Raw genomic sequence first — 12,735 nt, forward strand, 5'->3', positions numbered from 1 at the left:
TAAAGTGCAAGCCATCATTAACTTAGTAGAAAAACATAATAAAAAACAAATGCTATGAAAAAGACTAAGATTTTATTTTTGGCGGCGGTAATGATTGCAGCCGTCGGATTCGCGCAAACACCACTTCAAATCAAAGATTTGAACAATGACGGAAGTTATGACATTGATGAATTCAGCAATTCCTATTCAAAAGGATATAACGATTATGATGCCGACAAGGACGGTAGAATAAACGATGTGGAATTTTATGATACTACGTACAACCGTCTGGATATAAATAGGGATGGAAGATTGACAAACGAGGAATGGACAGCAGGAAATCGTTATTATGGAAACTACATCCCCGCAAATAGATATGCAAATAATCCACCCCAATATATTTCTAGGGCTGAATTTGCTGACAGATTTAAGGATACAGATTATTACAGAAGTTACGATACCAACAGCGATGGCTACATAGATTCTTCAGAAATGAACCAGAATACATTTAATTTAATCGATAAAAATAAAGATGGAACATTGGACGCAGATGAATTGAAGGATTTTCAATAATCTGTTTTTGAAGAGACATAAGAAAGCTTCTTCCAATGTTGGAAGAAGCTTTTTTATGTAAAAAACCATTCCGTAGTGGAATGGTTTTTTGGCTAATTCGATTATGTATTTAATAATACTGCTTTACAAAGCTGATAAATCACTTATTTTTTTGAAACTTGTCTCGTGATTTTTTGTTTCTTTTTTCAATTCATCATACATTTCCTCCAATTTTTTTAAAATTTAATAGATCAAATATAATCTCTTAAATCATTGTTTGTTAATTCATTACAAATTTTATGTAACTCAATAAATCGAAATTTTTGGATTCTTTATTCTTCCTCCCATAGGCGTTTGCCTTGTCCCGGTTGCAAATTGACGTAAGTATCTACAGAATCTTCATCCGTTTTATTTTCTTCAGGCTTGTCTAATTTTCCTTTTTTTTGTTTTCTATACTCGCGCTCTTGTTGCGCATTGTGTTTTTTAGGGTTTTCAGTTCTTTGTTCTGGCTCTTTCTTATTTTTTTCCTTTGTGCTCATACCTAAATTTTTTTGTTATATCTAAAATAACCACGTAAAATCATTTTTTAAATCTGTATAACACAGCTTTGGGAGATATTTCTCATAAGTTTAACTTCATCAGATAACTAAGCAATAAGAAATAAACAGTCAAAAAAAAAACCTTTACATATTGTGAAGGCTCTTTCGGAAAAAATTAATGTTATTTATTTCAAATTTTGATTTTTCCTTCCTCTCCCAAATCAGGTTCGTTACCAGTTATTGCACCCCCGACCATTTTTAAGAGCGAAACAAATTTTCCATTTTTGGTATCCCAGTAGTAAACTTCATTGGGCTTTACTTCAATTGCAGAAATATTTGGATCATCAATGCCATCAAACCAAGCATCATCACTATTCCCGTAAAGTTTTTTAATTATGGTTTTATCGGTACGAATACTAGCAGACCCGTAAACGCTCAAAAATTCAAAAGAACTTGTTTTTGAATAAATAAGATGCGTTTTTCCATCGGTTTCAATCGATTTATTATGCGTACTGGTTTTATTGCTTAAAAACCAAATGTTTCCAGCATCATCCACCTTTTTCGTGCTCATGGGAACCACATGAAATGGCTGGTTATTCAAATGTGTTGCCATCATACAGAAATCAATGGATTCCGCGAGTTCTTTCAATTTTTTCTTAGCTTCATCGCTATACAAATTTTTTGTGCTCATAGTTTTTTATTTTGAAGGTAACAAACTATATGTTTCTTCAGATTAAGAAAATCATAATTTTTAGGAAGAATTATTTCTTCGGAAGATAAACTGACTTCACATTAACAAATTCCTTCATCCCGAAGCCTCCGTGCTCCCTTCCATAGCCTGAATCCTTGACCCCACCAAAGGGCATATTGGGCTGTGCAAGACCAAAACCATTGATAAAAACCATTCCGGTATCAAAATGATCGGTTGCGAGTTTTATGGCATTTTTCTCATCCTTTGAAAAGATGGCGCCGCCGAGACCAAATTTACTGTCGTTGGCAATGCGCATGGCGTCTTCGGTATCCTTGGCTTTTATTAACGAGGCCACCGGCCCAAAAAGTTCATCATCGTATGCCGGTTGGCCAGGTTTTACATTTTCCAAAACGGTAGCGGGATAGTAAAAACCTTTGCCTGTGGGTTTTTCTCCGCCACATAAAACCTTGGCGCCTTTTTTCACACTTTTAGTAACCTGTTCGTGAAGGTCATCACGCAAGTCCTCTCTTGCCATAGGCCCTATCTTGGTATCACTATCCATGGGATCTCCGTGTTTCATTTTTTTCATTTGCGCTACAAATGCTTCCTTAAATTCATCATATATTTTTTCAACAGCTATAAATCTTTTTGCTGCCACGCACGTTTCGCCATTGTTGTAGATTCTACCTTGTACGCACATTTTTACCGCAAGATTTAAATCAGCATCATCCAGAATAATGTAGGCATCGTTGCTCCCCAATTCCATTACGGATTTTTTGAGCGCAGCTCCAGCTTTTTTTGCAATTTCCTTCCCAGCTCCGGGGCTTCCCGTAAGTGTTACACCGCGAACCAATTCGTGTTTTATGATGGCGTCACTTTGGTTATGGCTTATTTTTAGAACGGTAAATAAATTTTTCGGCAAACCTGCTTTTTCAAATATTTTTTCTATCAATAATGCACAGCCAGTTACATTCTCGGCGTGCTTCAAAAGAACACCATTTCCTGCCATAAGATTGACAATTGCGTACCGAATTACTTGATAGGTGGGAAAATTCCAGGGCTGGATACCATAGATTACGCCAATGGGAGAATAGGCAATCAATCCCCTTCCCCCATCCTGAAGCTCACGCTCCTCATTCTTCAACATTTCCGGGCCATTTGTGGCGGTGTACTCGCAAATGCCAGCGCACAAGTCCACTTCCTGTTTTCCCTGTTTGAGCAATTTGCCCATTTCTTGGGTCATCAATTCGGAAAGTTCGTCTTTATGGTTTTTTAATTCTTTACCAATGGCTTTGATAATTTTTGCCCGTTCTTTATGCGATTGCTTTTTCCATTCCAAAAAAGCTTCGTGGCATTTTTTTACGGCCTTGTCTGCCTGCTCATCGGTCATGAAATCGTATTTTTTGATTGTCTTGCCCGTTGCCGGATTTATGGTTGTAATTGAAGTTTGTTCTTGGGTTTTCATAAATTTTCTTTTTGATGAAATATAAAATTTCTAGATTTTAAATCATGCCAAAGAATTGTTATTATTAGAAGGCGAGGAATATTCTTTCATAAAAAAATCGACGAAAAACCTTTCCCAATCAAATATTTCTTAATTTTAACCTTTCAAATTTATTTTCTGAAATATAAAACACTCCTCTCCCGTTACGAAAACATTATTAGAATAATATTTCATTCAATTAAAACAGAAACGCATAAGATGCGTTATTAAAAAGTGGTACAAAAAGTGCAAGCCACTTTACATAGCATTGAGAGTACAAAATCACAAAGAATTATGTGAGGTATTAATTTGTGATTTATTTGTGGTGGCGTTCCTTTGGAGCGCCATCTTTTTTTAATTTTGAAATGAATATGAAATTGAAAATACGGTCTGCCACGCCTGAAGATTATTTGTCTGTGGCCCCATTGATGGTGCAGGCTATGAATTCCTTGGCGTGTTCGTTTGCCAATTCTGAAAATATGGAAGATGCCGTCCCGCTGTTTAAACATTTTTTTCAGAAAAAACAAAATCAGTACAGTTATGAAAATACGCTGGTGGCAGAAATTTCAAATAGCATTGTGGGGTCAATCACCGGTTATGATGGCGCTTTACTTCTAAAATACCGCAAGCCGTTCTTGGAGTATATTTCAGAAAATTATGGGGTTCAAAATTTAATTCTGGAAGAAGAAACCGTTGCTGGAGAATATTATATTGATACGCTTAGCGTGGCAGGTGCATTTCAAAATAGAGGAATTGGCGGACATTTGGTGCGACATTTTATTGAAAAAGCTTCAAATGAAAGTTTCGAAAAAGTTGGCTTACTCGTAGAAACTGAAAATATCCGCGCTGAAAAATTGTATTTATCACTGGGTTTTCAATGTGCTGGTGAAAAAAGATTAGCAGGAACTATTTATAAGCATTTGCAAATTTCCTTTTAAAATTTACGAGTATAGTGCATTAAGTACGGCAAGTGATTTTGGGGCTTGGTAGCCTTGAACGTGAAACCGATAATAGGTAAGCATTAAATCCAAAACTTTGCTCCTGTTGGCTTTCGACATTTTTATCTCGCTGATTTCTTCTGTTTTCTTATTGAAAAATAGCTTCAAATATTCTACGTTTTCGCCTTCAACGCAATAATTTCCAGTATCCTTCTCTTGAAAATTTCCTTCCAAAATATTGAAAAATTGATATTGAAGATTTGATGAATCTGGATAGAAACCTAAATATGCGCTTAATTCCAACAGAAAATGAATGTGAAAATTGGCGACCTCATCCACGCTATCCATCCAAATAAAGGATTTTTCCATAAACGAATACAATTCCGGATTCGGTTCTTCCTCCTTTATGCAATTTTTTAAAATTTCTGATAAAAACATCACCAACCCAGATTTTACAATATCTGTATGAAGCGTTTGATAGGGAAAATGGATTTTTGCTTCCTTTATGTATTCAAGGGTTCCCTTATTTTTGTGCTCGGCAACAATTTCCAGCTGTGTTAATGGTTGGAAAAATGAGGTTTTTAGTTTTCCCTTTTTTGATTTTAATATGCCGCGGAGGAGGTAATTTTTTATACCCGAGGTTTCGGTAAAACAGGAAACAATCAAATCGGCCTCCGCATATTTTATAGCTGAAAAAACAATGGCTTTGGTGGTTACAACCATCAGCGAATAATCATAATCTTTGAAACCTTTGTTTCTAAACCATCTTCTGTAGTAATGAGCGCCAAGTAAACGCCGGAGCGCACTTTGTATCTTCCAAACGCAGTAGTGTCCCAAAGAACGCTTCCACCTTCTGAAGTAGTTTCAAAAACGAGGTTTCCTTCAATATCAGTAATTTTTACGTTCGCTTGTGATGTGAGACCATCAATAGTAACATTGCCCGCAAATCCTGGTCTTACGGGATTTGGGAAAGCATGAACGTTCTCCAAATTATCATTGGGTGCGGTGGCGGTTCCTTTATATGCTACCAATCCGTTTACGGTAGCAAAATAAACGACGCCAGTAAAAGGGTCTATAGCAATATCCTGTACGTTATTGGATGGCAAAGGTGAATTTTCCCGCGTAAATCGTAAGAGTGTTTCTTGACCGTTCGGGGATAAATAAAAGACACCCGCTGTGGCGGTTGAAATCCATTTGTTGTTGGAACCATCTACTTCTATATCTGTTATTGATTGATTGAATAATAATTCTTGCCCCACACCATTTTCATCGATAATAATAGACTGTACTTCGGGCGTAGCACTATCTTCAAAAAAGCTGCCGGGGCTAAATAGAACGCGCAACCCTTGACGTGTACCTATCCAAATCCTGTTTTGGTTGTCCAGGGCGAGAGCGCGGATATCTGGATTTGGAAGACCATTGTCCACGCCTACAATATTAAATCTATTATTTGAAGGATTGTACCCGACAAGACCACTTTCAACAGCACCAAAAAAAACATTTCCCTCTCTGCTGATGACAACTTTTGAAAGTGCGATTTCATCTTCGCCCGTAATAATATCTGAAATATCTATTTTTTGAATTTGACCTTGGGGGTTTACCCTAATTAAACCTTCATTTGTTCTTGATTGAACGGTCCATAGATTACCCTGCCGGTCAAAATCCATCCCGTATAATCTTATACCCAAAGCTTCATCATTTCCGGGAATAACTAATGGACTATTTGTTTCATCGTAAAGAATTGTTGGGTTTAGCCCCTCAATTTTCAGCAATCCTTTTTGGTAGGATGTCATATAGACTTCATCGGGATTTTCCGGATTGATTGCCACTTCAATTAAATCATTTATTTCCTTTCCAATGGTGCCGGATAATTCTTCGTATTGAATATTTGTCCAAGTGCTGTCCTTTAAATTGCTTATTCCAAAAAAACTTAAGGGATATGGATTAAATGTAACCGTTATTTCCCCATAATTTACCCATAATTGTCCCGGAGACGCATCAATTGAAAATGGTCTGTTTCTAAGAGGCCCGCTGGGTAAAACTTGTGTGGGCTGGTTTGACCCAAAGGGTACGATGAGCAATCCATCCTCGGCGGTTCCCAAAAATAAATTTTCGTTAAAGGCATACCCCGTTTGTAATTGAAGGTCGAACCCTGTAACCGAGTTGGCAGAATCCTCTAAAACAAATCCTTCCGAATATGCTTGAATTGAGGTGGTGGTTGTAATCGTCAAATAATCTTCATTTGCTTCAAAATCTACAACATTAGAAAAATTTCCTACCGGATTCAAGGTAGCATCTCCGTCATAAATTGCTACTCTTCCTATGGCATCGAGCACATATATTTCGTTCCCAATAAGTTGCACACCTCTATAATTTCCGAAGACAGCCGTGGGCCAATTTTCAAAATCAATGAGATTATCATCCGCAACCATCGCGCGCTGCAATCCATTCTCAGCTGAAACTGCATAAATAAAAGGCTCTTGAACAGTAGTTTGATAAATATTTATTTGGCTTCCCAACGGCCCTATGAAATAAGTGTCACCAAATTCAAGCGCTTCAAGATCATATACTGAAATGCCGTATTGTGTAGCGATGTAGATGTTACCATTAAACTCGTGAAAATGATTGATACGCTTTCTATTAGGTGGAATGGTCTGCTTTTCGAGGATATCCACCACTTTTAGAATTCGATTCTGGTTAAGGATGACCACTTCAATCAAGCCTGATTCATAGCCAATGATTAACCTATCAAAAGCTTCACTGTAATAAATGGTCGAAATAGGTTCTCCCGAAAGTCCTTGCACCGAAGAGATAGTTTCGGTTGCGCGCGTAGCCAAATCATACACAAATATGGCATTCTCTGAGGCTACAAAAATCTGGTTGTCACCCTGCGAAATGTCCTGAATGGAAGAATACGAAAAATAACCAATCCAGCTATCTTCAAAATTCTGGGCAGTGAGCAGAAGAGGAAAGGAAAAAAGAAGTGTGAGTAATAACCTCTTCATATTTGAAAATCGTTTTTCTTTATTAACACGCTAAAATACTATTTATTGCTGTATGGCAATGAAAAAGCCTTTTCAAAACCTTCCAAAAATGAAGATCTTAAAAAGGCCTTTTATTAATAAGTTTATTAATTATACAACACCCTGTGCGAGCATGGCATCGGCAACTTTTACGAAACCAGCAATGTTTGCACCTTTTACATAATCTACATAACCATCTCCATCCTTACCGTACTTTACGCACGCTGCGTGAATATCATTCATAATGTTATGAAGTTTTTCATCCACTTCTTGGGATGTCCAACTTAGGCGCAATGAATTCTGGGACATTTCAAGACCGGACGTTGCCACACCTCCTGCATTTGAAGCCTTTCCAGGCGAGAATAAAATTTTTGCTTTGTGAAATTCAGCAATAGCTTCTGGCGTGCAAGGCATATTGGCACCTTCGCCTACACAGATACATCCATTGTTAACCAATGTCTTGGCTTCGCTTCCGTCAAGCTCGTTTTGGGTAGCGCAAGGGAGCGCGATATCGCACTTTACACCCCAAGGACGCTTTCCTTCCACATATTTCGCTCCGCGGAATTTTTCAACATATTCTGAAATACGTCCGCGTTTTTCATTTTTAAGCTCCATCACAAAGGCGAGCTTTTCTTCATTTATTCCTTCCTCATCATAAATGTACCCATCAGAATCTGAGAACGTAACTACTTTCCCGCCAAATTCCATAGCTTTTTGTGCGGCATATTGTGCCACGTTTCCTGAACCGGAAATAACCACAATTTTTCCTTTGAAGCTTTCACCTTTGGTCTCTAGCATATTTTTAGCGAAGTAAACATTGCCATATCCCGTAGCTTCCGGGCGAATAAGTGAGCCGCCATAAGAACGACCTTTACCAGTCAAAACGCCGGTAAATTCATTACGTAAGCGCTTATACTGTCCGTACATAAAACCTATTTCACGACCGCCCACGCCTATATCCCCTGCAGGAACATCAGTATCTGGGCCTATGTGGCGGGCCAATTCAGTCATAAAGCTTTGGCAGAAACGCATTATTTCAGCGTCGCTCTTTCCTTTAGGATCAAAATTTGATCCCCCTTTACCACCGCCCATCGGCAATGTGGTCAAACTATTTTTAAAGGTCTGCTCAAAGCCCAAGAATTTCAAAATGCTAAGATTTACAGATGGATGAAAACGAAGTCCCCCCTTGTACGGTCCAATTGCAGAATTGAACTGAACACGATATCCCTTATTTACTTGAATCTCACCTTTATCATCCGTCCAAGGCACTCTAAATAATATAGTGCGCTCTGGCTCTACCATACGCTCAAGCAATTTTTTATTTTGGTACATCTCATTTTCCTCAATAAAAGGAATTACCGTCTCGGCAACCTCGGTTACTGCTTGAAGAAATTCTGGTTCATTGGGATTTTGTTTTTCAACGTAGGAAATAAATTCTTTTACACTTTGTTTCATTTTTCTGAAATTTTTTCGCCTAAAGCTTTGCTGAGCTTTAAACCCTTGTTTTTATGTAATTTAACAAATAATTTTTTAAATACTCCAACAATTAAAACCGTTACGATAACGTTTGATTTTAAGGTCGTGCAAATATAAGTTTTATGCGAAAACTTAATGCTAAAATTTTTCAAATTAGCTAAATAGAAATTATAAATTTCCCTGTTACAGATGTTTTTATATATTTGCTATGTCTCAATCTAAACCTATTTAATAATGAATGCCAAAGTATTATTATTGGTATTTTCCCTTTTAATCTTTTCAGGTGAGAAAATTTATAGCCAATTTGGGTTTTCACATGAGGTTGGGGTAATTGTTGGTCCCGTTGCTTTCTATTCAGATTTTGGACAGCGAAATGATTTTGAAACAAATGCCGGAAATACTGGAATTGGCGTTGGTATAATCCATTATTTAAATTTTGCCTATCGCGCAGATTGTAACTGCTATACGCGGGACAAATATTTTAATGATCATTTCAAGGTTCGCACAGAGCTGGATTATCATAAAACAAGTTTGGAGCATTACGGCGAATCCGTAGAGCCGGATAAAACTTCGTTATTTGCTGACCAATTACGGGCAACAACGGGTTCCTCCGAAGTTATTGAATTAGGTGCCCAATTGGAATTTTACCCCTTTAGCATTCGTGATTTTATGGCAGGATCCTATAAAATTGCTCCATTTCTTTCCTTTGGGATTCATTATGTAAATTTTAATCCGGAAATAAAAAGTGATATTTTCCCACCGCTGGACACCCACCCCAAATACATCAATTCATTTCAACAGGATTCTGGCTCTACAACGGCATTTGTGGGCAGTTTTGGATTCCGTTTCAAACTCACGCAGCTGAGCGATCTGATGCTTGATAGCCGTTGGCATTATTATAATTCTGATTGGGTTGACGGTTTGAATCCTTCTGAAAGAAACAATAACGGTGCGGTTCCCGTTCCCGAAAACAAAGCCAATGAATGGATATATTGGCTGAATATTGGCTACGTTTATTATTTAGATTGAAATTTTAAAAAATAAAAAAAGGGCGATTTCAAATAAAATCGCCCTTTTTTTTTATAACGAATTCTAATTTATCCGATTGCTTGTGTCAAATCGGCAATTAAATCATCGGCATCCTCAATTCCCACGGAAAGTCTTATTAGAGAATCCACAACTCCTGTTTTTTCCCTTTCCTCCTTAGGAATACTTGCGTGCGTCATACTCGCCGGATGGCCCGCAAGACTTTCAACACCTCCCAAACTTTCCGCCAATGTGAAAATTTTCAGGTTTTCAACAATTTTTATGGCGTCTTCATAATTGTTCCCTTTTGTCACGAAAGAAATCATTCCACCAAAATCCTTCATTTGTTCTTTGGCAATTTTATGATTTGGATGACTTTCAAAACCGGGCCAGTACACTTTTTCAATCTTGGGGTGGTTCGCCAAAAATTCTGCAATAGCCTTTCCGTTTTCAGAATGGCGTTGCATACGTATATGCAAAGTTTTGAGACCGCGTAAAACTAAAAAACTATCCTGCGGCCCGCAAACCGCACCACTCGCATTTTGAATAAAATAAAGCCGTTCGGCCAATTTTTCATCCTTTACCACAAGCGCGCCCATGACCACATCACTGTGTCCGCCGAGGTATTTAGTGGCGCTGTGCATAATTATATCCGCGCCCAAATCCAACGGTTGTTGCAAATATGGCGTGGCAAACGTGTTATCAACTCCTAAAAGAATGTTGTGTTTTTTTGCGATTTTTGCTGCCGCTTTGATATCTATAATATTAAGCATGGGATTTGTTGGCGTTTCTACCCAAATCAATTTTGTTTTTTCATTTACATAATCTTCTATTTTTGAAGCATTTTCCATCCCAATAAAATGAAACTTTATTCCAAAACCTTCAAAAATTTTGGTGAACAATCGGTATGTTCCGCCGTAAAGATCATTTGTGGAAATCACCTCATCGCCGGGTTTCAAAAGTTTCATAACAGCATCAATGGCTGCTAAACCACTACCGAAAGCAAGACCAAATTCACCATTTTCAATACTCGCAAATGCACGCTCCAAAGCGGCGCGGGTTGGGTTTCCGCTTCGCGAATACTCAAAACCCTTGTGCCCGCCAGGCGTGGATTGCGAATAAGTGGATGTTTGGTAAATGGGAGGCATTACAGAACCATATGCGGGATCTACATTATGTTGGCCGCCGTGTATCGTCTTTGTGTTAAATTTCATATATAAATTAAAAGTTTTAGGATGAAAATTGTGAATGCCAAATATCGATTTCAGGATTTAATATAACTTTCACAATAGCTCATTTTAAAGTTATTACTTTTGAATAGCAAATGTACTAGTTTCATTTGTGATAGCTAACCGACTCTTAGTTTTAACGTATGAATAACAGAATAGCTCTCTTGCTTTTGGCCATCTTGTTTTTGGCAAGTTGTGATAAAGAAAAAAATATTGAAATAGCTTCGGAAAGTTTTACGGAAAAGGAGCTTTCTATCTGCGAGGGCGTTGAATGCCCAGAGGTAACTATCAATTATGTTGAAATAATTGGTGACGGTGAAATTTCAGAAAAAATAAATAAAAAGATTAAAAATTTCATTTTCAGTTCCCTTTTAATGGGCGAGGATACCATTCCCACGGCCAAAACAATTCAAGAAGCGGCAACCGGTTTTGTGGAAGTTTACAATGCGGATAAAGCACAATTTCCAGATTTGGCGGGAGCCTATTTTGCAGAGATTTCGGTCAACGAAATTTATAATTCTCCAGAGCATTTATGCTTTGAGCTTCGGCAATACTTGTACACCGGCGGCGCACACGGATACGGTACTACTTCATTTTTGAATATCGACAAAAAAACTGGGGAGGAACTTACCTTCAAGGAAATTTTCAAAAATGAAAAGGATTTCAAATCTTTCGCCGAGAAAAAATTCAGGAACCAACAGCAAATCCCTTCCGAAGCACCCATTACCGCAACGGGACTTTGGTTTGAAAATGATAAATTCTTTTTACCGAAGAGCGTTGGATTCACAAAGGATAGCCTCATTTTTGTGTACAATCAATACGATATTGCCAGCTACGCAGACGGCCAAATAGAATTGAAAATTGAGATGAAGGAAGTGGCTCCTTTTTTAAACATTCAATAAATTTATGTTATGCAGAAAGTATATTATCTATCTACGTGCGATACCTGTAAAAAAGTGATGGAAGAAATTGAAATACCTTCCTCTTTTATAAAACAGGATATTAAAGTACAAGGAATTACGGAGGAAGAACTTGAGCAGCTTTTTAATCTAACTGAAAGTTATGAAGCGCTTTTTAGCCGAAGGGCAAAACTCTACCAAGAGCGAAATTTAAAGGATCAAGAACTTTTGGATGAAGATTATAAAAACCTATTGCTGGAACACTATACGTTTTTGAAACGCCCCGTTATTGTAAACAATGACAAAATATTTATAGGAAGCAGCCCTAAAACTGTAGCCGCTGCAAAGAAATCAATTCACAGCAATTAATAATTTAAATTTCAATTATTTGCGAAAAAAAACCCGAAGGAAAACTTTATAGATCTTTTGGCTTTTCCCCATACTTTCTGGTTTCTTCCTTGGTGATCACTTTAAAATTCTCGGTTTTTTCCATTGTTCTTAAATTCTTCAATAAATTTTCTGGGAGGCCGACCAATTTTCGTTCATTCAAATCAATCCAACCGCCCATCATTTCGCAACGGGCAAAATTTTTCCCGTCGTGGTCATAAAAATTATGCAAAAACTGAAAATACATCCCATCTTCAGAAATTCCCTTTAATTGAAGTGAAACCCGAACCGGCTTTCCTGGAAAAACTTCCTTAAAATAAAGCATTCTTTCAGAAAATGCCACTGGGCCCAAATTGAATTCCTCCAATTGGCGTTGATCCAACCCACTTTCCATCAAAAAGCTCATGCGTGTATGGCTCATAAAGTCAATATATGCACTGTTTCGAAGGTGCCGGTTAGCATCTACATCACTCCATCTTATTTCAAATTCTTTCAAATACATAATTTCGTTTT

13 protein-coding genes are annotated in these 12,735 nt (G+C 37.6%); 5 read left to right on the top strand and 8 right to left on the bottom strand.

Annotated elements, in window-relative coordinates; translation table 11 throughout:
* Positions 1 to 54: 54 nt before the first annotated feature.
* Positions 55 to 552 (top strand): EF-hand domain-containing protein, encoded by a 498-nt coding sequence (locus tag KIV10_RS02315; RefSeq protein ID WP_214111870.1) that lies wholly within the window; start codon positions 55 to 57, stop codon positions 550 to 552.
* A 311-nt stretch (positions 553 to 863) separates the two neighbouring features.
* On the opposite strand, the gene KIV10_RS02320 is transcribed toward KIV10_RS02315, so the two are convergent.
* The 3 genes from KIV10_RS02320 to KIV10_RS02330 all read right to left on the bottom strand — a co-directional run bounded on the left by KIV10_RS02320 (position 864) and on the right by KIV10_RS02330 (position 3,226).
* Positions 864 to 1,070 carry a hypothetical protein gene (locus KIV10_RS02320; protein WP_214111871.1) on the bottom strand — a complete coding sequence of 69 codons (207 nt, stop codon included), beginning with the start codon at positions 1,068 to 1,070 and terminating at the stop codon, positions 864 to 866.
* Positions 1,071 to 1,260: 190 nt separating this feature from the next.
* A complete protein-coding gene (locus KIV10_RS02325) occupies positions 1,261 to 1,761 on the bottom strand; it encodes a pyridoxamine 5'-phosphate oxidase family protein (RefSeq protein WP_214111872.1) in 501 nt (166 codons plus the stop codon).
* 70 nt (positions 1,762 to 1,831) lie between these two features.
* Positions 1,832 to 3,226, bottom strand: a complete 1,395-nt coding sequence (locus KIV10_RS02330) for an NAD-dependent succinate-semialdehyde dehydrogenase (protein ID WP_214111873.1) — start codon at positions 3,224 to 3,226, stop codon at positions 1,832 to 1,834.
* A gap of 389 nt (positions 3,227 to 3,615) precedes the next feature.
* Here KIV10_RS02330 and KIV10_RS02335 point away from each other — a divergent pair, with 389 nt between their 5' ends.
* Positions 3,616 to 4,182, top strand: coding sequence for a GNAT family N-acetyltransferase (locus tag KIV10_RS02335; RefSeq protein ID WP_214111874.1), 567 nt, complete (start codon positions 3,616 to 3,618; stop codon positions 4,180 to 4,182).
* A 3-nt stretch (positions 4,183 to 4,185) separates the two neighbouring features.
* Here KIV10_RS02335 and recO read toward each other — a convergent pair whose 3' ends face one another.
* The 3 genes from recO to gdhA all read right to left on the bottom strand — a co-directional run bounded on the left by recO (position 4,186) and on the right by gdhA (position 8,660).
* The gene (gene recO / locus KIV10_RS02340) at positions 4,186 to 4,905 is read right to left on the bottom strand and encodes a DNA repair protein RecO (RefSeq protein ID WP_214111875.1); all 720 of its coding nucleotides are present in this window, start codon (positions 4,903 to 4,905) and stop codon (positions 4,186 to 4,188) included.
* Positions 4,905 to 7,187, bottom strand: coding sequence for a type IX secretion system anionic LPS delivery protein PorZ (gene porZ, locus KIV10_RS02345; protein WP_214111876.1), 2,283 nt, complete (start codon positions 7,185 to 7,187; stop codon positions 4,905 to 4,907). The genes recO and porZ overlap by 1 nt, the downstream gene beginning before the upstream one ends.
* A gap of 129 nt (positions 7,188 to 7,316) precedes the next feature.
* Positions 7,317 to 8,660, bottom strand: coding sequence for an NADP-specific glutamate dehydrogenase (gdhA, locus tag KIV10_RS02350; protein WP_214111877.1), 1,344 nt, complete (start codon positions 8,658 to 8,660; stop codon positions 7,317 to 7,319).
* Positions 8,661 to 8,915: 255 nt separating this feature from the next.
* On the opposite strand from gdhA, the gene KIV10_RS02355 reads away from it, so the two are divergent.
* Positions 8,916 to 9,710 carry a THC0290_0291 family protein gene (locus tag KIV10_RS02355; protein ID WP_214111878.1) on the top strand — a complete coding sequence of 265 codons (795 nt, stop codon included), beginning with the start codon at positions 8,916 to 8,918 and terminating at the stop codon, positions 9,708 to 9,710.
* Between the two features lie 68 nt (positions 9,711 to 9,778).
* Here the strand turns inward: KIV10_RS02355 and KIV10_RS02360 are convergent, their stop codons facing one another.
* Positions 9,779 to 10,921: a cystathionine gamma-synthase gene (locus KIV10_RS02360; RefSeq protein WP_214111879.1), complete on the bottom strand. Its 1,143-nt coding sequence runs from the start codon at positions 10,919 to 10,921 to the stop codon at positions 9,779 to 9,781.
* A gap of 158 nt (positions 10,922 to 11,079) precedes the next feature.
* Between KIV10_RS02360 and KIV10_RS02365 the strand changes: the two genes are divergently transcribed.
* Together KIV10_RS02365 and KIV10_RS02370 are read left to right on the top strand one after the other, a co-directional pair.
* Entirely contained in the window at positions 11,080 to 11,838 is a 759-nt protein-coding gene (locus tag KIV10_RS02365) for a DUF3298 and DUF4163 domain-containing protein (protein ID WP_214111880.1), read from the top strand.
* Between the two features lie 9 nt (positions 11,839 to 11,847).
* A complete protein-coding gene (locus KIV10_RS02370) occupies positions 11,848 to 12,204 on the top strand; it encodes an arsenate reductase family protein (RefSeq protein ID WP_214111881.1) in 357 nt (118 codons plus the stop codon).
* 46 nt (positions 12,205 to 12,250) lie between these two features.
* Here the strand turns inward: KIV10_RS02370 and KIV10_RS02375 are convergent, their stop codons facing one another.
* Entirely contained in the window at positions 12,251 to 12,724 is a 474-nt protein-coding gene (locus KIV10_RS02375) for an acyl-CoA thioesterase (protein ID WP_214111882.1), read from the bottom strand.
* Positions 12,725 to 12,735 lie beyond the last annotated feature (11 nt).

The sequence above is a fragment of the Aequorivita echinoideorum genome, assembly GCF_018476645.1.
GTDB lineage: Bacteria > Bacteroidota > Bacteroidia > Flavobacteriales > Flavobacteriaceae > Aequorivita > Aequorivita echinoideorum.

Bases quoted from the DNA above. Each gene is read 5' to 3' on its own strand.
- KIV10_RS02320 (WP_214111871.1), bottom strand. From the start codon at position 1,070: ATGAGCACAAAGGAAAAAAATAAGAAAGAGCCAGAACAAAGAACTGAA.
- KIV10_RS02355 (WP_214111878.1), top strand. From the start codon at position 8,916: ATGAATGCCAAAGTATTATTATTGGTATTTTCCCTTTTAATCTTTTCA.
- KIV10_RS02375 (WP_214111882.1), bottom strand. From the start codon at position 12,724: ATGTATTTGAAAGAATTTGAAATAAGATGGAGTGATGTAGATGCTAAC.
- KIV10_RS02370 (WP_214111881.1), top strand. From the start codon at position 11,848: ATGCAGAAAGTATATTATCTATCTACGTGCGATACCTGTAAAAAAGTG.
- KIV10_RS02325 (WP_214111872.1), bottom strand. From the start codon at position 1,761: ATGAGCACAAAAAATTTGTATAGCGATGAAGCTAAGAAAAAATTGAAA.
- gdhA (WP_214111877.1), bottom strand. From the start codon at position 8,660: ATGAAACAAAGTGTAAAAGAATTTATTTCCTACGTTGAAAAACAAAAT.
- recO (WP_214111875.1), bottom strand. From the start codon at position 4,905: ATGGTTGTAACCACCAAAGCCATTGTTTTTTCAGCTATAAAATATGCG.
- KIV10_RS02365 (WP_214111880.1), top strand. From the start codon at position 11,080: ATGAATAACAGAATAGCTCTCTTGCTTTTGGCCATCTTGTTTTTGGCA.
- porZ (WP_214111876.1), bottom strand. From the start codon at position 7,187: ATGAAGAGGTTATTACTCACACTTCTTTTTTCCTTTCCTCTTCTGCTC.
- KIV10_RS02335 (WP_214111874.1), top strand. From the start codon at position 3,616: ATGAAATTGAAAATACGGTCTGCCACGCCTGAAGATTATTTGTCTGTG.
- KIV10_RS02330 (WP_214111873.1), bottom strand. From the start codon at position 3,226: ATGAAAACCCAAGAACAAACTTCAATTACAACCATAAATCCGGCAACG.
- KIV10_RS02315 (WP_214111870.1), top strand. From the start codon at position 55: ATGAAAAAGACTAAGATTTTATTTTTGGCGGCGGTAATGATTGCAGCC.
- KIV10_RS02360 (WP_214111879.1), bottom strand. From the start codon at position 10,921: ATGAAATTTAACACAAAGACGATACACGGCGGCCAACATAATGTAGAT.